Origin of the sequence: Escherichia sp. E.sYA108, assembly GCF_011754335.1 — a bacterium.
In the GTDB taxonomy this organism is placed as follows: Bacteria; Pseudomonadota; Gammaproteobacteria; order Enterobacterales; family Enterobacteriaceae; genus Escherichia; species Escherichia coli.
The window spans coordinates 823,265-846,079 of record NZ_JAAQVZ010000001.1; the positions used below are offsets into that span (position 1 = coordinate 823,265).

Annotated in this window: 22 protein-coding genes and 3 pseudogenes; all 25 read right to left on the bottom strand. The window is 52.2% G+C overall.

The genetic code is table 11. From position 1 onward, the window contains the following. Nucleotides 1-10: 10 nt before the first annotated feature. The 25 genes and pseudogenes from HBM92_RS03950 to agn43 all read right to left on the bottom strand — a co-directional run bounded on the left by HBM92_RS03950 (nt 11) and on the right by agn43 (nt 22,707). Complete coding sequence (locus HBM92_RS03950) at nt 11-994, bottom strand: SIS domain-containing protein (protein ID WP_001327875.1); 984 nt, start codon at nt 992-994, stop codon at nt 11-13. Between the two features lie 810 nt (nt 995-1,804). Next, a pseudogene (locus HBM92_RS03955) lies at nt 1,805-1,987 on the bottom strand (IS110 family transposase); the annotation flags it as partial. 404 nt (nt 1,988-2,391) lie between these two features. Further along, a pseudogene (locus tag HBM92_RS03960) lies at nt 2,392-3,326 on the bottom strand (nucleotidyl transferase AbiEii/AbiGii toxin family protein). After that, nucleotides 3,319-3,714, bottom strand: coding sequence for a DUF6088 family protein (locus HBM92_RS03965; protein WP_000208383.1), 396 nt, complete (start codon nt 3,712-3,714; stop codon nt 3,319-3,321). Before HBM92_RS03965 ends, HBM92_RS03960 begins: the two are co-directional and overlap by 8 nt. A 68-nt stretch (nt 3,715-3,782) precedes the next feature. After that, nucleotides 3,783-4,628 (bottom strand): DUF4942 domain-containing protein, encoded by an 846-nt coding sequence (locus HBM92_RS03970; protein ID WP_001280441.1) that lies wholly within the window; start codon nt 4,626-4,628, stop codon nt 3,783-3,785. A 283-nt stretch (nt 4,629-4,911) separates the two neighbouring features. Then, nucleotides 4,912-5,931 carry an IS110 family transposase gene (locus HBM92_RS03975; RefSeq protein WP_000875213.1) on the bottom strand — a complete coding sequence of 340 codons (1,020 nt, stop codon included), beginning with the start codon at nt 5,929-5,931 and terminating at the stop codon, nt 4,912-4,914. 213 nt (nt 5,932-6,144) lie between these two features. Next, complete coding sequence (locus tag HBM92_RS03980; RefSeq protein WP_000839260.1) at nt 6,145-6,342, bottom strand: DUF957 domain-containing protein; 198 nt, start codon at nt 6,340-6,342, stop codon at nt 6,145-6,147. A 16-nt stretch (nt 6,343-6,358) separates the two neighbouring features. Then, nucleotides 6,359-6,847, bottom strand: a complete 489-nt coding sequence (locus HBM92_RS03985) for a DUF5983 family protein (protein ID WP_000761701.1) — start codon at nt 6,845-6,847, stop codon at nt 6,359-6,361. Next, the gene (locus HBM92_RS03990) at nt 6,844-7,221 is read right to left on the bottom strand and encodes a TA system toxin CbtA family protein (RefSeq protein ID WP_000854688.1); all 378 of its coding nucleotides are present in this window, start codon (nt 7,219-7,221) and stop codon (nt 6,844-6,846) included. Before HBM92_RS03990 ends, HBM92_RS03985 begins: the two co-directional genes overlap by 4 nt. 76 nt (nt 7,222-7,297) lie before the next feature. Then, nucleotides 7,298-7,678 carry a type IV toxin-antitoxin system YeeU family antitoxin gene (locus HBM92_RS03995; protein ID WP_001285596.1) on the bottom strand — a complete coding sequence of 127 codons (381 nt, stop codon included), beginning with the start codon at nt 7,676-7,678 and terminating at the stop codon, nt 7,298-7,300. 49 nt (nt 7,679-7,727) lie between these two features. Further along, complete coding sequence (locus tag HBM92_RS04000; protein WP_000094917.1) at nt 7,728-8,372, bottom strand: hypothetical protein; 645 nt, start codon at nt 8,370-8,372, stop codon at nt 7,728-7,730. 18 nt (nt 8,373-8,390) lie between these two features. Next, nucleotides 8,391-8,612 (bottom strand): DUF987 domain-containing protein, encoded by a 222-nt coding sequence (locus HBM92_RS04005; RefSeq protein ID WP_000692329.1) that lies wholly within the window; start codon nt 8,610-8,612, stop codon nt 8,391-8,393. Nucleotides 8,613-8,674: 62 nt separating this feature from the next. Further along, nucleotides 8,675-9,151 (bottom strand): RadC family protein, encoded by a 477-nt coding sequence (locus tag HBM92_RS04010; protein WP_001186726.1) that lies wholly within the window; start codon nt 9,149-9,151, stop codon nt 8,675-8,677. A gap of 15 nt (nt 9,152-9,166) precedes the next feature. Then, complete coding sequence (locus HBM92_RS04015) at nt 9,167-9,652, bottom strand: antirestriction protein (protein WP_000849564.1); 486 nt, start codon at nt 9,650-9,652, stop codon at nt 9,167-9,169. 54 nt (nt 9,653-9,706) lie between these two features. After that, nucleotides 9,707-10,528: a DUF932 domain-containing protein gene (locus HBM92_RS04020; RefSeq protein ID WP_166726888.1), complete on the bottom strand. Its 822-nt coding sequence runs from the start codon at nt 10,526-10,528 to the stop codon at nt 9,707-9,709. A 100-nt stretch (nt 10,529-10,628) separates the two neighbouring features. Continuing rightward, nucleotides 10,629-10,862: a DUF905 family protein gene (locus HBM92_RS04025; protein ID WP_001119727.1), complete on the bottom strand. Its 234-nt coding sequence runs from the start codon at nt 10,860-10,862 to the stop codon at nt 10,629-10,631. Nucleotides 10,863-10,940: 78 nt separating this feature from the next. Next, on the bottom strand, nt 10,941-11,396 hold the full coding sequence (locus tag HBM92_RS04030) for an IrmA family protein (protein ID WP_000581502.1): 456 nt from the start codon (nt 11,394-11,396) through the stop codon (nt 10,941-10,943). Nucleotides 11,397-11,471: 75 nt separating this feature from the next. Next, complete coding sequence (locus HBM92_RS04035) at nt 11,472-13,988, bottom strand: hypothetical protein (protein ID WP_001328678.1); 2,517 nt, start codon at nt 13,986-13,988, stop codon at nt 11,472-11,474. 128 nt (nt 13,989-14,116) lie between these two features. Next, a pseudogene (gene tnpC, locus HBM92_RS04040) lies at nt 14,117-15,683 on the bottom strand (IS66 family transposase). A 19-nt stretch (nt 15,684-15,702) separates the two neighbouring features. Beyond that, nucleotides 15,703-16,050 carry an IS66 family insertion sequence element accessory protein TnpB gene (tnpB, locus tag HBM92_RS04045; protein WP_000624622.1) on the bottom strand — a complete coding sequence of 116 codons (348 nt, stop codon included), beginning with the start codon at nt 16,048-16,050 and terminating at the stop codon, nt 15,703-15,705. After that, the gene (tnpA, locus tag HBM92_RS04050; RefSeq protein ID WP_001339397.1) at nt 16,050-16,727 is read right to left on the bottom strand and encodes an IS66-like element accessory protein TnpA; all 678 of its coding nucleotides are present in this window, start codon (nt 16,725-16,727) and stop codon (nt 16,050-16,052) included. The genes tnpB (HBM92_RS04045) and tnpA (HBM92_RS04050) overlap by 1 nt, the downstream gene beginning before the upstream one ends. Before the next feature lie 362 nt (nt 16,728-17,089). Next, nucleotides 17,090-18,691, bottom strand: a complete 1,602-nt coding sequence (locus HBM92_RS04055; RefSeq protein WP_001546148.1) for an IS66-like element ISEc49 family transposase — start codon at nt 18,689-18,691, stop codon at nt 17,090-17,092. A 6-nt stretch (nt 18,692-18,697) separates the two neighbouring features. After that, complete coding sequence (gene tnpB, locus HBM92_RS04060; protein WP_000950648.1) at nt 18,698-19,090, bottom strand: IS66 family insertion sequence element accessory protein TnpB; 393 nt, start codon at nt 19,088-19,090, stop codon at nt 18,698-18,700. Continuing rightward, nucleotides 19,077-19,406: an IS66 family insertion sequence element accessory protein TnpA gene (gene tnpA / locus HBM92_RS04065; protein ID WP_000042910.1), complete on the bottom strand. Its 330-nt coding sequence runs from the start codon at nt 19,404-19,406 to the stop codon at nt 19,077-19,079. Before tnpA (HBM92_RS04065) ends, tnpB (HBM92_RS04060) begins: the two co-directional genes overlap by 14 nt. A 178-nt stretch (nt 19,407-19,584) precedes the next feature. Further along, on the bottom strand, nt 19,585-22,707 hold the full coding sequence (agn43, locus tag HBM92_RS04070; protein ID WP_000820369.1) for an autotransporter adhesin Ag43: 3,123 nt from the start codon (nt 22,705-22,707) through the stop codon (nt 19,585-19,587). Between the last annotated feature and the right edge of the window lie 108 nt (nt 22,708-22,815).

Below are 22,815 nucleotides of genomic sequence, written 5' to 3' on the forward strand. Positions count from 1 at the left end.
CGTTGCTTAATTAGTCGAAAATGCGCACAAGGCCAGTGACTTTATTTGCCTTGTTGGTCACCAATAACGTTGAGACGCGGTGCTTTTGCATTTTTTCTTCCGCTTCAATGATCATGGTGTCTTCCGGTAGCGTCAGCGGTTCACGTGTCATCATCTGCGCAGCCGTAGCGGATGTCAGAGAACCCTCTTTTTCCATAAAACGACGCAGGTCACCGTCGGTGATAATGCCCGCTAGCCCACCTTCTGCGTCTTCTACCATCACCATTCCCTGGCATCCGCTGGTGATACGTTGAATCACGGTTTTAAATGACGCATCCAGCTGTACCGCAGGAACATCATGCTGCATGACATCAGCAACGCGGGTCAGCAGGCGACGACCTAATGAACCGCCCGGGTGATAGCGCGCAAAATCATTCGGCATAAATTTGCGTTGGTGGATCATGGCAATCGCCAGCGCATCGCCGATCGCCATCGTCAGCGTGGTAGACGTTGTTGGTGCAAGATTATTCGGGCAGGTTTCATTCGCCATGTGGAGTTCCAACACGGCATCAGCATTTTTCGCCAGCGTGGAATTTCCATTATTGGTAATGGCGATAATTCGATTGCCGAAATTTTTCAGTGAAGGAACTAGCTTGAGGATTTCATCCGTTTCACCGCTGGCAGAAATAAGGATCAGAAGATCGTAAGGCGTAATCATGCCCAGATCGCCATGGAAAGCTTCTGCAGGATGAATAAAGAAACTAGGCGTACCCGTAGAGGCCAGCGTCGCTGATATTTTACGACCGACATGCCCTGATTTACCCATTCCCGAAAGAATAACGTGCCCTTTACAGTTCATTATCAAATTAAGGACACGCTGGTACTGCCCGGAATCCAGTTGTTTAGACAAGTTTTGTAATGCTGCGCTTTGTTCTGCCAGAGTCTGGCGAACAGAGGTAATTAGATATGGATCGATAGTACTGCTCTGGTCATCAGGTAAATGTCTTTCAGACATATCAGCTCCTTTGCACGGAAATAATGCCACAGTCACAACAAACCTGAACCCACTATAATTTATTTATGCTAAATCAATGGGTTGTAACAAAATTTTTAATGAATATAAAACCATGGTCAGTCCATGCTTATATGCAGGACTTATCACCTTCTTATTAAGTCGCAATGTCTCATGGAGGTGCGAAGACGCTGCAATATTACAGGCGAGAAAGGGAACCAAATTTTGCCCACCTATTTAACACACTCCTACATTATGAACAAGGAATTTAGGATTTTTATCATTTATTAAAATGTTTCCTACTTGACTATTAATGCCAAAAACAATTTATCAATTGATTATTTCCTTGTAAAAAAAGAACGTATGACTATGTTATTAATAAATAAAATACGCAAATAATGGTGATGTTGTTTTGTGATTAATTATTTAAGTGATTCATAATAAACAGGTTGACAATTTCTATGTAAAGAAGAGGAAAATAATAAAATTTTAGCGGTGACTATTGAGTGATATGATAGTTGTGGTGTTGATTATTTCTGGTAATGAATGCGGAATTAAATCTGGCCGGATTGTATTTTTGCTATATCTATTTTTCAGGAGATTATTATTAAATAGAAAAATAACAATGGTGATTATCTCCGGTTGAGCTGGAGTCACGTATGCCAGCGAGTGCTTTCTTCCGGGCCTTCCTTCACTTCAGAGAAAGAGCCTATGGAAAAGAGGCAATCATCAGGCTCTTTTTGAGTCATATGCGCCGATAATCAACTGTCTTGAACGTAAAAATTATGGAGCAACATGATGCTACGATTCATTTCACTCTTCGTTCTTTCTGAGCATTGCGTTCAGGATGGTCAGCAATTTACGCATACAGTCAACCAGCGCCACTTTTTTGGTTTTTCCGGGTGCTGGCAGATGCATGTAAAACGCCTCTTTCACCGGATTAAACCAGGTTACCACAAGCGCTGCCATGTGCAGGGCTGCTCTTGCCTCCGTACGCGCACTGGCGTCGTTCGGCCAGCAGATATGTGTGGGATAACAGGGATGTTATGTGAACTGAACTGTGTTTTGCTAGCGGGGGATGTTTATTGATGATTCGGGAGTGTTTAAGACCTGATGGCGTTATGCACCCAAGTTTATTTTATATAAAGATCCAAAAGCAAAAACCCGCCTTGTGGGCGGGTTCTTAAGAATTAGTGGTGCCCGGAATCGGAATGAAACTGATTGTATAACAAATTGTTTTATATAGATTATTTTGTATTTGTTGTTTTTGAGGCCACCAATGAGGCCCCCATGTGCAATTCGAATTCTTTTGACGCTATAATCCCTCTTTTTTGTGCTTTGCTGTAATCATTTGGTCTGGTTCGATATGCTGAATTGTGGAATCGTACTTAACGCGTTTGTTAGCTGGTCAGAACACTTAGCGCTGTTTGTCTGAAACTGGAATAGGCTTCTTCCCAGTTAATCTGTGTATTACCAAATACCATCGGTTTAACAAATCGTTGAAAGCGCAATTTGTGTACAGGATAATCCCGGAGTGCATCCAGCCCTTTCTTAAGTTCATCAACTGGTGAGCTACAAAATTGTGGGTACTGGTTACCATAGCGTGAATACATATCTGAACAAAATTTTTCAATACAGGAACATTCACACCTTTTTCCCTGACAATGCAGTAGTTGTCGTAAATGTGACGTACCAGAAACTCATCATCCTGTTGTTCGGGATTACGAAGATGTGCTGCTGTTCTTCGCATCATGGAGATGAGCTTTTCAGCCTGAGTGGATAAAATGGTGGCACAGGGGAATGCTGTTACAGGTGTACCTTTACCCGTTAACTCCGTGACAAGGGAATAAATATCTCTGCTTTCCGGATGTTCCAGCAGAGTGCTTTCCATCAACTCCAGCTTAATAAATGGACGAAGACAGGGGACTTGTGCAAATGTCTGGGGATAACGTACCGAGATTTCGTTATAACGATACTCATCACGTGTTATACGGGCGTTTTCATTATCCAAGCTGAAAATGTCAGAATTATGAATAACATCCGTGATTATTTGCACGATTTCCTTGCGAATTTTTCTTCTCTTGTCTCTGCCATTTTGCATAAAGTTCTCTGTTGGCACGAGCTTTATATCAATATCTTCTGACATTCTGTTTAGCGAGATACCTGCTTTTGATAATGCGGTACCTCCTGCAAACACGAGAGTATGTGTTTCTGGTTTTATTTCTTTTAATAATCTTAAAAGATCAACCACAAAATAATCTTTTTCGACGATAGCGACAGATTCAATATCCAGTGCATCGGCAACGTCAGGAAATAATGATGTTAATTCAGGCATTGATTTTACTTTTCCCTACTATTAACACTCTTTTAAATCGAGAAGGTGTTTTTATCCCCAGAGATACAGGAATTTGTGTGGACTGACCTTTATTGTAGCATTCCGTTGCTCCTGCCAGACGGTATCTGATATTCAGGCGCTCCAGGGCCTCTGTAATTACTGCAGCAGAGCCCCCAGGCGCTGCGGGCATGATTTTCCCAGTGATGATGTTACGACGGGCTTTGGTGTAAACACCATAGCCCACTTTCATCAACTTACCTTCGTTTACCAGTGTACGAAGAGCTCTGCCAACCTGATCATAGCCAGCGATATCCCTGAAATCATCCCGGGTGAACACATAACGTTTTGAACGGTTCAGTCGGGACTGAATACGGTCTTTTGTAGTCATGTTTCCTCCGAAAAATTTTCACAATGATAGCAAAAATATGACATGTTTAATAGCGGGGCAAGGCCACATTACCTGTCTGCTAATACATTTGGATAGTGCCTGGCAATTATGTCATTTAGCCTGTCAACCAGTTCTGGTTTCCTGAACGTGATGTGTGCGGAGCCCTTCTTAAAGTATCTGATGCTGAACATTTCGTCTTCATAGCGCTCTTTACCCTGAACGGACTGGATGTGACCATCCAGACGAATAGTGATGTTTTCCCGGTTGTCGGGAATCGGTTTGTCGCTGAACAGATGTAGCATTCTTTCCAGATCGGCGAGTCGGTCAGTCTGTTGTCCGGTGATAAGATGAAATCTCCACCGGTCCCATCTCACCAGATTGTTGATAATGATTTTACTTCCAAATTTACAGGGAGAGTTGGTTTTATAATTCCAGCTCAGTCCCCTGAAGACGTTGATCACTCCCCGCTCAAACACCTCATCCTTGTTCTGGTGCAGTTGTTTAAATGTGCTCAGAATGTTCGCTTCGCTGATTTCCGGAAAATTATCGTACTCCAGTGACCGGTACCATGTATCACGGGCCTGCGCATCCATTAAGGAAAGCATCCTGGAACGTTGCATCAGGTCACGCCAGATTTCACGGTCAAGGTTGCGGGTGATGGCTTTCATTGCCGTTTCAGGTTTCTCCATGAGCCAGCAGCCGCAGCGAAAATCCTGTTTCATGGCCCAGTCCCGGGTGGTTTTACCTCCAATGCTTTCCGTCAGAACTGAGATTTCAGCCAGTTGCCGGATAAGTGTGTCGATTTGCAGCAGTGTACTTTTTCGTACAGCCAGAATGTGGTGGATACTGGTTGAGCAGATAACTTCCGTATGCCCGTTGACCACTTCCGGACGGGAGGCTGTGATATCAGACATAATCGATATTTATATGAACGCATCCCGTTTGCAAAGGCATCCATTGTTCTGACATCGACGGTAGGTTGCAGCTTTATATCCGGCTTTATTGCAGCCCGGAAGCTGCGAGCCCCTATGTAATTCGCCGACTCACGCCTCATTTCCTCTGCGGGCTTTAGGCCCAATCGATTATCCAGGTTTAGTGAGTCACGGTCTTACCTGTCTTTGTCATCACGCTGGCTGCCAGAGCAACCTTTCTGCATTCACCCTTTTGTAAAGAGTTTATGTTTATCGGTATCAGCGATTAATCAGGCCTGATACTGACATGATTTTTGTCGTATTTACGTCCGTGAGCGGCTATTGCCCACACCGTTCGCGCCAGCTTGTTTGCCATTGCGACGATTGCCACGCTGGCCGGACGACGCTTTTTCAGTTCGGTTATCCATGGACCAGGTTCTTTGGTCAGTAATGCTGCCGCCCTTGCACCATGAATAAACAGGGTTCGCAGATATTTATCACCACGTTTGCTTATTCCCAGCAGGCGGATTTTTCCTCCTGAGCCTGTCTGTCTGGGCACCAGACCGATAAACGCGGCGAATTCCCGTCCCGACTTAAAGGCGGAGGCGTCTCCCATCGTGGCAACGGCAGCGGTGGCGATTAACGGCCCCACGCCTGGGATGTTCAGTAACCGCTGACAGGTTTCATTCTGTCTGGCTATCGCCTGCAACTGCTTCTCAATGTGGTCAAGATGTTCATCAAGTTCAGTAATTCGCTGATATTGTTCATCCAGCATGTTTATCAGGTAGAGCGGTAGCCGCTCCTTCAGACGCTCCAGGGCTTCCGGCACCTCCTTCGCCAAAGCAGCACGCCCCTTGTGCGTCGTTTCACCAAATTCCAGCAAGAGACTGTGAAGCGCGTTTATCTGTGCTGTCCTGAACTTCACCAGTTGCTGGCGCATTCGGTGTAACCCCAGCGTGGCCTGTTGCTCCTCGCTTTTAACGGCGACGGATTTTACCGGCTGCTGAACCGCCAGCCAGATGGCTCGGGCGTCCATCACATCGTTTTTATTTCCCATCACGAATGCTTTGACGAACCGGCCTTTGAGTAATCTGACCTTATGTCCCAGTTTCTGAAGCTCACGCGCCCAGTGATGAGAACCCCCACAGGCCTCCATGCCGATAAGGCAGGGTTCACGGTTGCTGAAATATTCAAGGAATTTCTCACGCTTAACCTGCTTATCGATAATCTCTCCGGTATGTTCATCAACGAAATGCACCTGCATAAGATGTTTTGCAATATCAACGCCGACAGGGATATATTTCATGGTGTGGATCCTCCAGTCTGTTGGGAGCGAAACGCATCCCGTTGGGCACGATGATGCCGGAAATCTGCGGGGATCCACACTCATCTACTTAATCCCCGAGCGGCTCATTTCATAATGTTGGGATGCGTTCATTACATTTCCTTTTTGCAGATAAATGAAAACGCCAGCCCTGTTCAGGCTGGCGTCAGTGGAATAAAGTCTGGTGAGTAAGACTCACCTGTTCTGTTGCAGAAGCTGCTGTTGGCGCAGGGTACGGATATCTTCCCTGGCCTGTTTAATGCAGGGCAGCAGTGCTGCTGAATCCGTTTTATCCTCATCGTTGTCGAAGATAATCCCTGATTCGCAGTCAATATTGTCCTGCAGCCACGCAATCAGAATATCCAGCGCTGTTTCCGTGGTTAATGATTTCATGTTGTGAATTTCCGGGTTACCAGTCGAAAGTGGGTAAATCCGGCAGGCATTCAGCGCTGGCATCCAGATGAATGAGACTGACGCCATAACGTCGGGTAAGTGTGACAACCAGACGGCGGAACGTTTTTGACAGCCCCAGGCGTTTAAGCCGCAGAACCGGGTATGACCACGCATCGGTACGTAACAGATATCCGCTACCTGTAAAATGAATCCATTCTGATTCGCCGGTGTCATTCGTCTGATGCGACAGCGAGTACAGCCAGGCGTTGTCTGTTTCCGTGATATGCGCGGTACTACAGCGTATACCGCTCAGGGCAGCAGAGGGGGGGGTGCTGTCTGTTGAGGTCCGGTCAGATTCATCAACAACACGAAGGGAGTAGCCATTATCGCAGACCACGTTAATCAGTTCGGCAAGCTCAACACCATCGACGTCAACGACAATTCGCCCCATGTTCAGTGCCTGTACGTTAACGCTGTCAGCTTCCAGCGTCAGGGCCAGTTTCATCGTTTTGCCTCCGGATGCTTGCCCTGGGTAATGTTATTTACCATTCTGTAATTGTTCCGGGTCATCAGGCCGGTCGCCCTGCGAGCCCGGAGAATATCAATGCTGTTGATTAACTGCGACGGGGCTCCTGCGCTGAATCCCGGCTGGTCGGTACGTACCAGCGCGTATTTTTCAACGAGAAAGTTCACCGCGTCACACAGTGAAATCCCTGCCTCAATATGCTGCTCAATCACACGTTCATCAGCGAACGGTGTGTCATTCAGCGTGAGGCCATAGTGCTGGTCCAGCAGTTGGGTGAGCAGTGTCTGCCAGATGGTGACGGGAGACGGGCAGCGCGATGCCGCCCGTACGTGTGTGTCGGGTAATGTTTTCATACTGAAGATTTTCCTGATATGCAGATATAAGAAATGGAAAAGTGGCGTGGAGAAAGCACCAGGCCGGAGCAGAAGACTATTCCGGAGGGTTACTTTCCGTTTCGGTCGCAGGATAAACAGCCAGATAAACGTAACCACAGGACCCGAGGGTGTCGGCATCGCAGGTCAGCCCTTTCGCATACAGCGTGACGGTATGCTGATGGCGGGGATTCAGTTCACCGCTGGTGAGCATGAGTTCCAGTTGTTTCATCAGCAGTGGAAAAGCCTGGTCCAGATGGTATGCATCCGCATTGCTGAACCGGCCCCTGATACCGGCGCGGTCGGCAAGGTAATGCAACCGGTTACCCTCCTGCACCAGACGGGCGCCAAAACAAGGTGTCACGGCGCAGGGCAGCCCCCACCAGGGGAGGTCTTTGTTGTCGTCGGGAAGCGTTGTTCCGGGGAGTGTGTCCGACATGATAAAATCCTCACAGAAAATCGGTGAATGATAGTTTAACGATGACGGGTCAGCCGGCGCGCAGACCGGCTTCGGTGAAGGTATATTCGTTGATGAGAAGGGCCTCATCCACAGCGGTGTCTGAGGTCAGCCAGTCGTACTTGTTTTCCAGCTGGCGGTACAGCCAGAAGGCCAGGTCGCGCAGGGCTTCGCTGACAGCGGCTTCCGCATCGGTTGTCATTGCCTGACCAGTCGGACTGTTCCGGGTAACAGTGATATCCATGCTGTACGGATGGCAGTAACGTCCCCGGTGACTGATTTCAGCCTGAAGCTGCCAGAAGTTACGTTTCTGCACCGCCTGCAGGGTATCAGCAATACGATGAAGCTCACGCTCCTGCGGTGCATGCTCCCTGATTCTCCGGGCTGTTGCAGACTGCCAGTGCCAGCGTCCTTCAAAACAGGCTCCGTCCCCCTGGCTGCAGAATCCGCTGAACCAGATGCACGGCTCTTCCATAAACCTGCCATTGCTGAGCCGGAAAACGCGCTGGCGGAGGTCAATCCCGAAAATGCCACAGACCTCCCTGAAGTCTTCATACACGTTTTCATACCAGTTGCTGTCAGCATGATGCTGACGGTACCAGTCGCGGGCTTTTCCCCGTGCCGGGCAGGAAAGTTCATCCAGCGTATACACTGTGATGGTGATAATGCTGCTCATCAGAATGCCTTTACTGACTCAGTTCAGAGTGACGCTCATCAGCCGGACATACGGGCCAAAACTGTCCTTACGACGTTCAGCAAACACGGCCAGCACACCGGGAATATCCTGCACTTCACGACCGGTATACGCTTCAGTGCTGCCGTGCCAGCGGTATTTGCCGGTACAGAACGGGAAAAGACGGGATGTCGGATGTTGTTGGTGAATACGCATGGCTTCACCACGAGTGATAATTTTCATAATGGGATACCTCTGAAGACAGAAGATAAAAGTGAAAACAGGTGTGATGTGGTTGTGACGGGTTAAAGCAGACCATGTTCGGCAAAGGAGAAAACCTGGTTGCCACCGACTATCAGATGGTCCGGCACCCGGATATCCACCAGGCCCAGTGCCTGTACCAGACGTTCGGTGATAAGCCGGTCTGCCTTACTGGGTGTGACTTCACCGGACGGGTGATTGTGCGCCAGCACCACGGCAGCGGCATTGTGGTACAGGGCGCGTTTAATCACTTCCCGGGGATGGACTTCCGTGCGGTTGATGGTGCCGGTGAAGAGGGTTTCACCGGCAATCAGCTGATTCTGGTTATTCAGATACAGCACCCGGAACTCTTCACGCTCCAGTCCCGCCATGTTCAGAATCAGCCATTCCCGTGCCGCACGGGTGGAGGTGAAGGCCACGCCGGGTTCATGAAGATGGCGGTCCAGGGTTTTCAGAGCCCGCAGAATGAGACTGCGCTCGCCGGGCGTCATTTCTCCGGGCAGAAAGGAAAGCTGCTGCATTGTCCCTGCCTCCATTCAGTCGATGATGCGCATAATGGCGCTGCATTCCGGATGCTGCAGGGCGTAATCCCGCAGCCGGTAATAATGGACCGTCATGGCATAACACTCCGTACGACAGGCGTGATGACTGTACGTCATCAGACAGGCAGCAATGCCAGCGGCTTCCGGGCTCATTTCAGCGTGGTTGCCGTTCATGGCATTGAACAGTACCCATGTTTCGTCATCATCGTCATCCGGTTCGGGGGCCATAAATGCCCCGCCGTTGTTCAGGGTGTACAGATTCCAGATACCACCGCAGTAGTCTTCGCACAGACGGTCCATCCAGCCGAAAACACGGGGCTCCAGGGCCACCCACTGTGGAATGAGGCCAAAATGCTGCGGCCAGAAGCTGATGCGCTGTTCATCAGGGACTATGGTGGCAACCAACTGAGGCTGGTCATTCCCTGATGCAGCGGTTACGGAAACAGAAGATGTGGTGGAATTATGTGAAATGGTTTTCATGAAATGACTCCTTAAAGGACAAATAAATGCGTGGTTTTCAGGGTAATGGCTGAATCAGCGCAGGCTCTCCAGCAGGGTTTCCGCCATCACCCACAATGCGCGGTTGAGCTTAATGTCAGTGTCAATGCTGTGAATGGCACGGGTATGGATACGTTTTCCTTTAGCGCTGCGACCTGAAATTCCGCCTTTCAGCATATTCTCCTGAATGGTCTGATAAGCACTCCACAGGTCCTTACCGTAATCCTCCCGGCGTCGTGGCGTCAGAATGTCGGCGGTGGTGACGGGCTGATGTTCGTCACCATAACGGTAAGTCAGTGCCGCCTGTGCCAGCGCCTGGCGTGCCGGTGGCGGCAGAATCAGCGACTGTATGGCATCACGCTTTTCCTCAATCCGGTCAAACACGCCCACTACCTCGTAAGCCCCTTCAATGACTCTGTCCACCACATTTCCCCGGTGCGGAACACGCACTTCCCCCAGAGACTGACCACAGACGCACCCGTTCTGGCAGACGAACCTGAAGTAACCCGGCAGCATCTGGTAGCTGGAGGTACCGTCATGAGAGTTGAGCAGAATAATTTCAGGGACATGTTCTCCGTTTATCTCTCCGGCCCGCCGCAGACGCAGCATGTGTTTTGTGTATCCCCGGCGGCCCGGGTCGCGCACACGGGTCTGGCAGGCGAAGAATGGCTGAAAGCCTTCCCGCTGCAGGCTTTCCAGTACGGTGATGGTGGGGATGTACGTATAGTTCTGGCTTCGGGACGTGTGTTTCTCTTCCCCGAAAATCCCCGGCACATGGTGCATCAGCTCTTCATGTGTCAGTGGACGGTCACGACGTATCTGGTTTGCAGTATAACCAAAACGACTGGCTAATCGCATACTTTGCTCCTTATCGGTGGTTAAGATTTACTGGTGCAATAAATGAAAAAAGCCGCGTCTCCCGGAGAAGACGCGGCCTGATGGATGAAATCAATGAGGTTTATTGTCTGAGAAGCCCTCCACTGGCGAGCCACGCATTAAGCTGTTTTCCGGCATCAGCTTCAGAGTTCCGGCAGCGCCAGCGTCGCTGACCTTCCGCGTTGCGGATAACCCGACGGAAATGCATTCCCGGGTCATCCTGGATAAACACATTGCGGTAAGCGGTTATGACAGCAACCGCCTGCCCGTATGAGAAAGATCCTTCAGCCAGGACATACTCTGTGTAACCCGGCATATCTGTTTTCTCCTGATAAATAAAAAGCCTCTGCCACGCGTTGTGACAGAGGCTGAAGCATGAAACTGACTTCAGGGATCAGTTAACGTTTTTTCCGGAAACGGTAATCAGCAGTGGATGGTAGTCCTGGGGATCGAAAACCGATAACGGCAGACTGACACGATGGCCGTTACTTTCTTCAGTTGCTTTAATGATTTCGGTTGTGGCGACATTTTCCACGCACTCCGTTTCCAGAAATGCGTCTGTGGTTCGCGTGGCATTACTGTCACCAAAGGCTTCCGTTTCCATTTTTCTGGTCACCAGCGTCTGACCATATTTGTCTTTGAGTTGCAGAGTGATGGTGAGGGGGCCAAATCCTTCATCGTTTCCGCCATTATCCAGCCGGAACTGGTAAGCACAAATATTTCCCGGGAGCCATATCGTATCTGTATTGCGTATACTGATGTAACGTTGATCCTGTGCCCGGAGTGGGGCAGACCACGTTAACCCCAGAATGAAGGCGGTAATCATGCAGGTTTTGAACAGGTGAATCATGGTATTTACCTCTCTGAGTCATGACGATGACACTGACAAATCAGGTGATAAAACGTAAAAGGCGCAGAATAGCCGTTATGCCGGTAACTCCGGGGGTAATGTTTCTTCCAGTCGGTTAACCATATTGCCGAGATGGGATGCATCATATTCCATGACGGGGCGTTGCCTGATGATACTGACCACCAGTGGTTTGATTAACATGTTGGTCGCGGCCCGTTGTTGTATACCGGCGGCGAAAATGATCTCCAGAGCATTCTGATCGATAACACGGGCCAGATTCGCGTTCAGATTTTCAATCTCATGTCCGGTCTGCAGGAAACTGCCGGCAAGCCATGTCATCTGCTCCTGAATCATTGCCAGAATTTTGACGCGATCTTCTTCAACCAGCGCTCCGGCAATTTTTCCTGATACAGCGGAGGCAATCATTCCCCCCAGAACACCGCCAACCACACGCCCTGTCAGTGCACCAAATGGTCCCAGTGGACTGAACAATATCCCGCCCGCCACTGACCTGACAGCACCACCTGCCACACAGGAAGATGCCACGGCAAGATTCCTGATGAACTGCGCACCGGAGATCCGTCCCCGCAACATTTTGATCATGTCAGGGCCGGTTGTGACAGCTACCAGTGCCAGAGATGTCACCAGCGAACCCTTCATCACTTTGTTCAGGGCACTGATATTTCCTGCACCGGTCCCCTTCTGAAGCGCCTGCCGGACAGTCGGGCTGGCCGTCGAAAAATCAATATGCTTCAGCATACCCTGAACAACACTGAGCCGGTGAAGTTGCTGGGTTGTGACGTAGACAGCCAGTGTGCGGGTGAAGGTTTTTCCTGCCTGGACAGCAGCTGTCTGCAGGGCAGCATCGCGATCGCCGGTGCTGAGCCAGAAGACCGATGCCGTCAGGGCAAAACTGATCCCTCCGGCCGCCAGACTGACAACCGACCCCTCGGCAATATCATAAGTGACCGATTCGATGGTCCCGAACCGGGTGATATTACGGGCCTGGGTATAAGTCAGATGTCCCCGACGAATCAGCCGGGACGCTTCTTCGGGATCGGTTACACCGGGTACTTTACCTTCGCGGATCTTATTCTTCATGGTTTCCACAGCGCCGGCATACTGATCACGGGGGACTTCCAGTTGCATGGGACCATGATTTCCCATGTAACGATACTGTCCGTTCTGTCCGTCGAATGCCGCACCGACGCTACGGGCTGCAGTTGAACAATATTTCGTCTGGATTTCTGTTCCGCTGACCAGTCTGTCTGCTCCATTTCTGGCATTATTATCACCGAGGATCCGTGCGTTTTTCAGACGGACTCTGTCGACAATATGGTTTCCCCGTTCAGCGGCAAACCCATGTCCCTGCCCTCCGGAAGCAAACATTTTCTCATTTGTACTCCAGGTTTCCGGCAGTTTCATGAGAATCAGACCATTCGCCGTTGCATCGGAAATAAAACCGGTGTGAGAACGTTCATAAATGTCCTGACACAGTGTTTCTGTTTCGCGACAAAGAGAGGAGCAGTACCATTCCGGATCCGGCTTATGATTTTCCGGGGCATGATGTACTTCTGTCAGCCCGCAGGAGGCACAGATACGAAGCTCATCCACGTGGTGGAATGATACAAAACGGCGGCCTTCTGAAAAGGGGTACCAGTCACCGCCGTCCAGGCAACGATCGAGAAAATCGTCATTCGCTTCCGGTGATAAATTCAGGCGGTTCCGGAAGAGGGTTTTCAGTTCATCAGGGGTAAATGACAGGCTCTCTCTCAGCTTTTCGTTGAAACCCGCCATGTTTCTTTCATACCAGGCATTGTCCAGTAGCCAGTTTCCGTCTGCCAGTTCAAATTCCCTCAGCTCTCCCCGGGAAATCCGTTGAGAAATGAGCGTCAGCCAGATGCGCTCCGTCAGTGAGTCAGGAAGGCTGTAATCGTTTTGCAAACTGGTCAGCCACGATTTACTGTTGAGCACCGGTTGTTCTTCCAGTGTCTGGCGGATGGCACAGGTCAGTTTTTTCAGCGCCTGGATCTGGCTGGCCGCCCATAGCAGCGTCACTAATGCAGCCAGCCAGTACAACAACCCGCCCCACCACATCAGTGACGGTGAAATATCGTACTGTAACGCGATCAATGGTGCGCATGCAGAACACGCCATAAGGCAAAAGGCAGTATAAAAACAGCAGTAATACCCGTTAATTTCCTTGCTGATATCTTCTGGTGTGATCCCGTTCTGCTGAATGTTTTTGATCTGCAGGGGAACAGCCAGCAGACCACCGGCGAGAGCGGTGGTCAGAATAAATTTCACAGAGTCAAAGGTGTGAGCCTCCAGCGCGATATGTTTACCATCAAGTCCCCACATGAAGCTGATGATCATTCCGGCAATCGTCAGAAATACGCCTGCCAGCCAGCGAATATGGAACAACCGGGTTATGCGTTCGGTGATATAGCCAGCCAGTAAGGCCGGGCCGAACAGACACAGCAATATGAGCCCTGCCAGCGCAGACGCCGTGCTGATTAATGCTCTGAACAAAAGGCGAAGAATGGCAAATCCTGCGATCAGCAGGATCAGCGCGCCGACTATCTGTAACATAGTCACTCCGTGATGAATATCATGTTATTGTTAATGCGTAAGCTTCCGGGGAACTCATATTGACGCGTTTTTCAGGCGCGCGTCATCGGCGGCGCATAGTAAGCGACTCGTCAGAACCGTATTGATATTTACTGAGAGCTCAGATCAACTTTCCAGGGCAACAGATCGCGTACCCGGTTTGCCGGCCAGTCCTGGATATGTTCAATGACGTAACGCAGCCACTTTTCTGGCTCCACATTGTTCAGACGGCATGTGCCGATCAGCGAGTACAACACCGCCGCATGTTCACCACCGCTGTCGGAACCCGCGAACATCCAGTTTTTCCGGCCTACGGCCACTCCCCGTAAGGCGTTCTCTGCGATGTTGTTGTCGATTTCCACCCAGCCATTACTGCAGTACACGTTCAGTGCATCCCACTGTTTCAGCAGGTATGCGAACGCTTTTGCCGTATCTGAGTGACGCGACAGTGTTTTCATCTGTTGCTGTATCCAGTCATACAGTGACTGCATCAGTGGCGCGGCTCTGGCTTTTCTTGCCGCCAGACGCTGTTCTGCTGAACAGCCCCGGACCTCTGCCTCGATGGCATACAGTTCACCGATACGCTGCAGGGCTTCCGTGGTGATGTAGGTGGGCGCTCTTGCATGCACATCGTGGATTTTTCTCCGGGCATGAGCCATACACGCGGCTTCCGTTATTCTGCCGGATTCGTATAAGGTAACCACCGTAAGCATCGGCCTGAAGCACACCGCTGTAACCGGCCAGGTGATTTTGTGGATGGATACCTTTCCGGTCCGGACTGTACGCGAACCAGACCGCCGGGGGCATCTGTGAACCGGCGTTACGGTCATCACGGACGTAGACCCACAGCCGGGCTGTCCGGGTTTTACCGCTGCCCGGCTCCTGGACCGGGACGGGGATATCATCAGCATGGACTTTACCGGGCATCAGCACATACTGGCGCAGGACGTCATACAGCGGCTCCAGCAGTTCAGCAACAGCACCTGTCCAGCGCCCCAGTGTGGCACGGCTCAGCTCCACTCCCTGACGACGGTATATTTCTGACTGGCGGTATAACGGCAGATGGTCTGCATATTTCCCGGTGACAACATGGGCCAGAAGCCCCGCTCCGGCATAACTGCGTGCAATGGGTTTTGAAGGTACTGGTGCCTGCACGATATGGTCGCACCGGCAACAGGCCTGTTTCGGACGTTGTGTTTCGATAACCTTAAAGGCGCTGCTGATAAGCTCCAGTTGCTCTGACACATCACATCCCAGAGAACTGAGTTCACCACCACAGGCAGGACAGCATTCCTCTTCCGGCCGGATAACCCGGGTTTCACGGGGAAGTGAGGCCGGTAACGGTTTACGGGCTGAAGACTGGCGCAGGGCGGATGGCAGTACCGGGTCATATTGCTCACCCAGCGTTTCCGCCATTTCTTCCTGAAGTGCGCTGATTCGCTCCTGTGCTTCCTGTATCTGCCGTTCGGTTTTTGCACGAAGTTTTTCTGAGCTTTTACCGAACTGCATACGTTGCAGTTTCGCAACCAGCGCCTTCAGCCGGTTGATTTCGGAAGCATAAGCCGCCACCCGCTGTGAGAGCAGGCGGTTGTATTCAGCCATCTGGCGGATGGTGTCCTGTTGCGTCTGCAACAGTGCCCGCAGGCGGGCGTTCTCATGAGCAAGTGAGGTGTCCATATCCTCACTTTACAACGGGTTATATGCGGATTCCAGCGCGTTCCGTTCGTTTCGGGTGCTTCCAGTTGATACCTTCAAGAAGCATGGATAACTGAGCCGGAGTAAGGTGCACCTTGCCGTCACGGGTGACTGGCCAGACGAAGCGGCCCCGCTCCAGGCGTTTGGTGAAGAGGCACAGTCCGTCACTGTCAGCCCACAACACTTTTATCTGGTCACCCCGGCGTCCGCGGAAGATGAACAGGTGTCCGGAGAACGGGTCATCCTTCAGGACGTTCTGAACTTTTGATGCCAGGCCGTTAAAGCCATTTCGCATATCGGTGATACCTGCAACCAGCCAGATACGCGAACCTGCAGGGAGAGATATCATCAGTGGCTGCTCCCTTTTATTTCGCGGATAAGTGTCTGTAATAACGCCGGCGTCAGTTTACCTTTAAGCCTGAGAGTTCCGGCCGGCAGAACCAGCTCACAACACAGACTGTCGGACGGTGTATTTATCTGCTCTGGTTCCTGTGCGGGGGCCGGGATTTTATTATCCGGCTCCGGCGTTAACGTCACGGGAAGCAGTGCCGGCATATTTTTTCCGGAAGGCAGCAGGCCACCTTTCCGGTATTGATGGCGCCAGTTGAAGAGCAGGTTATCGTTGATTCCGTTTTCCCGGGCGATCTGCGCCACACAGGCTCCGGGCTGCAGTGACTGCTCCACTAAGGCGATTTTAAACTCATAAGGGAAGTTGGGCCGCCGGGGACGTTTTTTTACCACGGGGGCTTCGGATATAACGGTGCTTTCAGGACGTACGACTGGTACCGTGGAAAATTGTCCGTAAAGGCAGGCATCAAGTTCCTGCTCCGACATGCCTGCGGGCAAAGGCCACGAAAGGCCAGCTCTCCGAAAGCGCACGAACATACTACAAACTGTTGATTTTGGTACACCCAGGCGACGCCCGGCCACAACCCGGGGTAAATGTTCTTCAAAGTGAAGACGTAAAGCTTCAGTGATCCAGGTCCGGTGTTTCATACGATAGTGTCCATTAAAAATGATGGACATTATTTTTGTAGAGCCGGAGGAAACAGACCAGACGGTCTAAATGAGCCGGTTACGGCGCATACGAACGATCGTGGTTTGATAACGGTTGATTTATTTTGTTGCACAGGGGCGATCGCCAGGCAGGTACCGGAGGCGGGCTCTGAAGTACTGAGTAGGGTGATCGCGTCAGGCCGCGAAGTACTGACTCGGGGATTAATAGCAGGTGATGATGTACTGACCCGGGAATGACTCCGGGCTGATTCAGGTTCTTATTCGCTGTCAGCCCGCGTGGTTGCTGGTCTGGCTCATTTCCTGCCGTCAGGAGTTCAACTCCCGACTGCAGGTTATGGCCCGGTGCACGAACACCTGACGGCAGGTATCACTCACCCGGAGAAGGTAAATCCCTCAAGAGGCAGCAACTCTGCCAGTCGCTCCTCCGGCCACTCCGGCAGACGCATCAGGACGTCTGTCAACCAGGCATGCGGCTCCAGACCGTTGCGTTTCGCGGTTTCCAGCAAGCTCATTATTTGCGCGGCGCGTTCTCCCGCCATCTGCGAACCGGCGAACAGCCACGATTTTCTGCCCAGAACCACGTTTTTGATGGCCCGTTCACACACATTATTATCCAGCGGCACCGCACCATCTTCCAGGAAGCGGCTCAGTTCCACGCGATGAGACAGCGCATAGGCAATGGCTTTGTGTAATGCCCTTCCCGGAGAACATTGCGGTTCCTGCTCTTCAAGCCATGACCACAGTTCTTCCAGTATCGGACGGGCATAACGCTGTCGCCACTGGCGGATTTTTTCCACGGGGCGGCTACTGATCTTCTTCTCAAGACGGTACAACCCCGCGATTTTCTTCACGGCTATGGCAGCCCGTGGATCTTTACTGATTTTATACAGGTCGGCGAAGCCCCTGCGGGCATGGGCCCAGCATCCGGCCAGCGTGATCTCCGGCACTTTGTTTGCCAGAGTCCGGTAAGCTTTATGTCCGTCGACAACCAGCGTCCCGCCCCAGCCCTGAAGCCAGTTTTCAGGATACTCATGGCTACGTCCGGTCCGGCAGTCGAAGCACACAACTGACGGTCCCGTCCTTTCTCCACTGACGTATGCCCACAGATAACCGGAGCAGGATTTACCGCCTTTCTTCGTGTTCAGGATCTTCAGGGTAGTCTCATCTGCATGCACCACCGGACGGTTTATCAACTCGCGATGGAGTAACGCCGCCAGGGGAGATAATGCGGCACCCGCCGCGCCAACCATGTCAGCCATCGAACTGACGGGCAGCCCGACATCTGAACGGGCAAAGACCTGTTGCTGGCGATACAGAGGCAGGTGGTCACCGTATTTATTGATGATCACCTGTGCGATGACTGATGGCTCAACGGCACTTTTCGGGAGGATATGTGCCGGCATTTCACCGCTGAACACCTTCTGGCAACAGGGACAACTGTATTGTGGACGGACATAACGGTTCACCACAAAGTGAGCGGGAATATACTCCAGCTTTTCACTCACCGCATCGCGGATATAGTGCAGCGGCTCGTCACATTCAGGGCAATGGTCAGTGTCCGGCTGGATAATTTTTTCCACCCGTGGAAGATGAACCGGTAAGGGTTTGCGTATCGGGCGTGAACGGGACGCTTTTTCGTCTTCTTCAGGGGATTGCGGGAGCAGTTTATCCAGATGTGCGGTAAGCGCGGCGATATCGGCATCAACATCCTCTTCGAACAGGGAGCGTTGCATACCAGCCAGCGTTCCACATTTTTTTCCGAAGCGCTGTTGACGAACCAGTTTCAGCATTTCTTCCAGAAGCTGGATGCGCCGGCTTTTCTCCAGTAATTCCCGCTCTTTTTCGGCATTCTCCGACATGACTTCTTGTACCATGGCAAGTGCCATAGCACGCAGTTTTTCGATGTCATTCGTGGTGTTGAGAGCGGAGATATCCATACAGGGGAGTATACCACTCCAGATACGGATATTCATTATTTTTCACTGAGTTAGCAGTGTATTTTGCGTGTTTTCAGGGCGCAGTTCAGGTTCATTCTGCCAGACCCATTTCGTCAGGTCATGTCCCTTAACCTGCTGCCAGTCAACACCGGCAATCAGCCAGTTAAACTCGTCGGGAGTGAGGTGCCAGGCAGCGTCATTTGCACGTGGCCAGCGGAAGCTGCCTTTGTGCAGACGGCGGGTACACAACCACACCCCGTGTTTATCCCACCGGAGAACTTTGATACGCGAACGGGCTTTGTTAACAAAGACGAAGGCGGCTCCCTCATGCCATGTCGACCGGAGTTCATCCTGTATATACTGCGTCAGTGAGTCGATGCCCCGGCGCATGTCAACAGGTTTAATTGCGATGAAGACATTATCAGGACTGAGCATATTTGAGTGCCCTGAAGACATCGGTAAGTTGTGACGGCTGACAGCACATCCGTACTCCACCGGGAAGGAAGAGCGTGACTGGCTCATTCGTGACGGGCTGTGGTACATCAGCATGCAGTGGTGGCGCAATATGAACGGGAAGAACGGTCGGTTCATTTGCCCGGCGTTCAGCTTTTGCGACATCCTGCGGCCATTCGCGAAGTGATGTGAAGGGAATATCGTTGAGTTCACAGTATTGCTGACGTGTAAGACCACTGGCGCGCCAGGCAGCAACGTGCTGCCTTTTCTGTTCAATGGTCCATCGGGGTTTTGACATCGATTATCTCCGGTAAGTTGGTGAATGGATGTCGGTAATACTAACTGACCGAAGATCCCTGTGAAGATGACTTCCCCGTAACGACACGTTAATGCCAGCGAATGTGGCGTTGAAGATCCGTTGCGCCGGTCCGGGTCCCGGTCATGATGACCGGGACCACAGAGAGGCGATGGTTCTGTCAGAAGGTCACATTCAGTGTGGCCTGACCGTTATACCCTTCAGCGCTGCTGCCGCTGACGCTGTGGGCATAACCGGCCTGAACGCCCAGGGTGATATTTTCCCGGACACGGGCTTCCAGTCCGGCCTGCAGGTCCAGTGATGTGCCATTCTGTGAGGGAGAGAACGTCATCCCGCTGCCTGCAGTGGAGGTCCCCACACGCATATCACCCCGGGAGCTGAAGGTGCGGATAACGGAAGGCTGTACCCACCAGTTCACCGGCAGTTCACGCACACTGTGTTTTGCACTGTCACGCAGGGGGGCACGGGATGAGGTGCCTTCACCAAAGGTCATATCGTTGTGGCTGCCCAGACGGAAACCGGCACGCACATGTTGTGCACTGCCATGCCCGAACTTCACATAACCGGCGTTGTCCTTACCGTCATCCAGCGAAAGCCCCTGCCAGGTGTACTGCAGCCGTGGCTCCAGCATCAGGTTGTCAGTGATACTGAAGGGCAGACCGGTTTCCAGTGAGCCCAGCCAGCCCCGGCCCCGTGCGCGGAAGTCGTTATTGCCCGATGACGCTTTCATACTGTGGCGGGTTCCCTGTGCCACTATGTCAGCCCACAGGCCGGAGGAGGTGTGTGTCAGGTTCATATATCCGCCCAGGCTGCCGGCATCATCCCGGACCGTGCCGGCACGGGAGCCGTCATCATCCTTAACATCAACGGAAGAATGGCCTGCAGCACCATATATCCCTGCGGTCACAGACATACCGGCAACATCTGTTCTCAGCAGGTCACCCTCCAGGCGGACGAAGCCATAGCTGCCGCTGCTTTCCGGCGTGGCCCCACGGGCAATACCGCCGTTGTTATCGTGACCGAGATGGCCGCCCTGAATGCTGAGACGGACGCTGTTATTTTCACCGTTTACACCGGTCTGATGGCTGCGTGAGCCTGCCAGAATCCGGTCATAGTCCATTGCCTGTGTCAGCATGGAGGCATACAGGGGGACTTCTGCACGATAAGCATTTTCACTGCGCAGATACCAGCTCTCATCACTGTCCCGGTTGAGGGAGTAGTTAAAGGCCCCGGCCTGCAGCCTGTTCCCCTGGACAAAGGCCCCTTCCTCCGTGGTGGCACCGTTAATGGCTTCCACCACCTGAATACCCTTACCGCTGGTCGCCAGCCCCGACGCACTGTTGCCGGCGTTCACCAGGTTCAGGATGGTTTTTCCGGTTGCCCTGCCGCCGTCAATGACCAGTCTGTCAGCATTGTTCTGTGCCATATCCGGGCGTACACGCAGGCTGATGGTGCCATTCTGCCCGTTCAGGTTTTTCACTTTCAGAGTCGCCGGCACAAATGTCCCTGTGCGTGAGGAGGTGAAATGAATCTGTCCGGCATGGCTGAGGTCATCCACCACCGACTGCACCGTGGCGTTATCGGGGATATTCCAGGTGGCATCGGAGGCGAGAGTGACATTCGTGGGGTCAATGGCACCGTTCAGCACAGTGCTGCCGGTCAGCTTCAGGGCTGTACCGCGCTGAGCAATGACATCCGTGGTGACGGTACTGTCGTTCAGCGTCAGCGTGCCTTCATTCAGGTTGACGGCTTTCTGGGTGAGTGTGGTGTTGCTGACAGTGAGTGTGCCACTTCCTGATTTTTCCACGCTGCCGTTACCGGTGAGAGAGCCTCCCTGCAGGAGTGCATCGCCTTCACGGATGGTCAGGGTATCGTTGTTCACCGTCTTCCCGGAAAGGGTAAGTATGGCGCCGTTATTCAGCGTGGTGGTGCCCGCCAGTGTGCCGCCCCTGGCGGTGAACAGTCCGCCATTTACCGTGGTATCCGTGGCCGTATCACCGGCGTTCAGCGTGAATGAACTGCCTTTTTCCAGCATCAGGGCATCCGCCTGACCGCCTCCGATACTGAATGCCTTTCCGTCGCTCCGGGTACCACTGACAGCGGCACCGGAATCGGCCAGCAGTACACCGCCATTCCCCATGGATACGGTGGTGGCGGCACCACCGTTGCGGATATCCAGCGTTCCGCCATCATCCACACGGGTATTAGTGGCTGTGTGTCCGCTCAGCACATCCAGACGTCCGCCATTTTCCAGTACGACATTATCAGCCTTACCCGCCACAACGGAGAATGCTCCCAGGCGGTTTGTGCCGGTGACGGTTGCAGCTGTACTGGTAACCAGTGCACCGCCCGTGTTCTGGGTGACATCAGACGCTTTACCGCCGGCATTCACCTGCAGCTTTCCTTTCTGGTTGATGGTGGTATGCGCGGCAGTTCCTCCTTCCTTAATCACCTGCCAGCCATCACGGTTTATCAGCGTCTCTGTTGCCGTGCCACCGTTGTGTACATACTGGTTACCCCCCTCCAGTCGGGTGTTATGTGCCTCTCCGTGTACCGTCTGGTCACCACCGGCGTAAATGAGGGTGTCCCGTGCCATCCCCGAAGACCAGATAACCTGCCGGCCATTTTTATTGATGGTGGTGGATTCAGCCGTCCCTCCGACCATCTGACCGCTGGACACATTTTCAGACTCCGGACCACCTTCTGCACCGGTGTTGACGATGGTTCCGGTTGCCAGTCCGCCATGTTTTATGGTCTGGTAACCATCCTGGTTAATAATTGTACCGGCAGCTTTCCCTCCCCCGTGTACCCACTGCTCACCTCTGTTATCCAGCGTGGTGTTCACCGCCAGTCCGTTAAGGCTCTGCCCTCCGCCATCACGAATAACCGTATCACTGGCAGTTCCTCCTGCCTGCACAATCTGACGACCATTTGCGGTGACAGTGGTGTTTCTGCCTGTGCCACCCGCTTTTATCCATTGCCCGCCGGTGTTTTCGTCACTGTCCGGCCCCAGCTCAAGCCCGGTACTGACAGTCACGCCATTAGCTGTTCCGGATACAAACTGGTTGTCATGGTTTACCAGTGTTCCGCCATTCACTGTTTCACCCGGGTGCACAACGATGTCAGCAGACAGCACCGGGAGTGGCGTGACCGCGGCAAGAGACAGTGCAACCGCCACACCGCCACGTTTACCCCGTGCGCGGGCCAGTTCGGAGGCAACCACGAAAGCGCCCGTAATGTGATTCCATACCAGCCTGTAGCAGGTATTCAGATGTCGTTTCATCAGCATTTCCTTAATCAGAGTGAGGGTGAATAAAAAAGCCGGTATCCACAGATGTGGATACCGGCAGGTAAAGGGTTACAGTGCCGGAGGTCCGGCTGACGGAAGTTT

What these genes read in the sequence shown, in the direction of transcription:
- HBM92_RS04005 (WP_000692329.1), bottom strand. Translation starts at nt 8,612, where the DNA reads ATGAAAATTATCACTCGTGGTGAAGCCATGCGTATTCACCAACAACAT.
- agn43 (WP_000820369.1), bottom strand. Translation starts at nt 22,707, where the DNA reads ATGAAACGACATCTGAATACCTGCTACAGGCTGGTATGGAATCACATT.
- HBM92_RS03975 (WP_000875213.1), bottom strand. Translation starts at nt 5,931, where the DNA reads ATGAAATATATCCCTGTCGGCGTTGATATTGCAAAACATCTTATGCAG.
- HBM92_RS03965 (WP_000208383.1), bottom strand. Translation starts at nt 3,714, where the DNA reads ATGACTACAAAAGACCGTATTCAGTCCCGACTGAACCGTTCAAAACGT.
- HBM92_RS04015 (WP_000849564.1), bottom strand. Translation starts at nt 9,652, where the DNA reads ATGAAAACCATTTCACATAATTCCACCACATCTTCTGTTTCCGTAACC.
- HBM92_RS04010 (WP_001186726.1), bottom strand. Translation starts at nt 9,151, where the DNA reads ATGCAGCAGCTTTCCTTTCTGCCCGGAGAAATGACGCCCGGCGAGCGC.
- HBM92_RS03990 (WP_000854688.1), bottom strand. Translation starts at nt 7,221, where the DNA reads ATGAAAACATTACCCGACACACACGTACGGGCGGCATCGCGCTGCCCG.
- HBM92_RS03970 (WP_001280441.1), bottom strand. Translation starts at nt 4,628, where the DNA reads ATGTCTGATATCACAGCCTCCCGTCCGGAAGTGGTCAACGGGCATACG.
- HBM92_RS03950 (WP_001327875.1), bottom strand. Translation starts at nt 994, where the DNA reads ATGTCTGAAAGACATTTACCTGATGACCAGAGCAGTACTATCGATCCA.
- HBM92_RS04055 (WP_001546148.1), bottom strand. Translation starts at nt 18,691, where the DNA reads ATGAATATCCGTATCTGGAGTGGTATACTCCCCTGTATGGATATCTCC.
- HBM92_RS04025 (WP_001119727.1), bottom strand. Translation starts at nt 10,862, where the DNA reads ATGCCGGGTTACACAGAGTATGTCCTGGCTGAAGGATCTTTCTCATAC.
- HBM92_RS03980 (WP_000839260.1), bottom strand. Translation starts at nt 6,342, where the DNA reads ATGAAATCATTAACCACGGAAACAGCGCTGGATATTCTGATTGCGTGG.
- tnpA (WP_001339397.1), bottom strand. Translation starts at nt 16,727, where the DNA reads ATGTCCATCATTTTTAATGGACACTATCGTATGAAACACCGGACCTGG.
- HBM92_RS04035 (WP_001328678.1), bottom strand. Translation starts at nt 13,988, where the DNA reads ATGTTACAGATAGTCGGCGCGCTGATCCTGCTGATCGCAGGATTTGCC.
- HBM92_RS04030 (WP_000581502.1), bottom strand. Translation starts at nt 11,396, where the DNA reads ATGATTCACCTGTTCAAAACCTGCATGATTACCGCCTTCATTCTGGGG.
- HBM92_RS04020 (WP_166726888.1), bottom strand. Translation starts at nt 10,528, where the DNA reads ATGCGATTAGCCAGTCGTTTTGGTTATACTGCAAACCAGATACGTCGT.
- HBM92_RS03995 (WP_001285596.1), bottom strand. Translation starts at nt 7,678, where the DNA reads ATGTCGGACACACTCCCCGGAACAACGCTTCCCGACGACAACAAAGAC.
- tnpB (WP_000624622.1), bottom strand. Translation starts at nt 16,050, where the DNA reads ATGATATCTCTCCCTGCAGGTTCGCGTATCTGGCTGGTTGCAGGTATC.
- tnpB (WP_000950648.1), bottom strand. Translation starts at nt 19,090, where the DNA reads ATGCTCAGTCCTGATAATGTCTTCATCGCAATTAAACCTGTTGACATG.
- tnpA (WP_000042910.1), bottom strand. Translation starts at nt 19,406, where the DNA reads ATGTCAAAACCCCGATGGACCATTGAACAGAAAAGGCAGCACGTTGCT.
- HBM92_RS03985 (WP_000761701.1), bottom strand. Translation starts at nt 6,847, where the DNA reads ATGAAACTGGCCCTGACGCTGGAAGCTGACAGCGTTAACGTACAGGCA.
- HBM92_RS04000 (WP_000094917.1), bottom strand. Translation starts at nt 8,372, where the DNA reads ATGAGCAGCATTATCACCATCACAGTGTATACGCTGGATGAACTTTCC.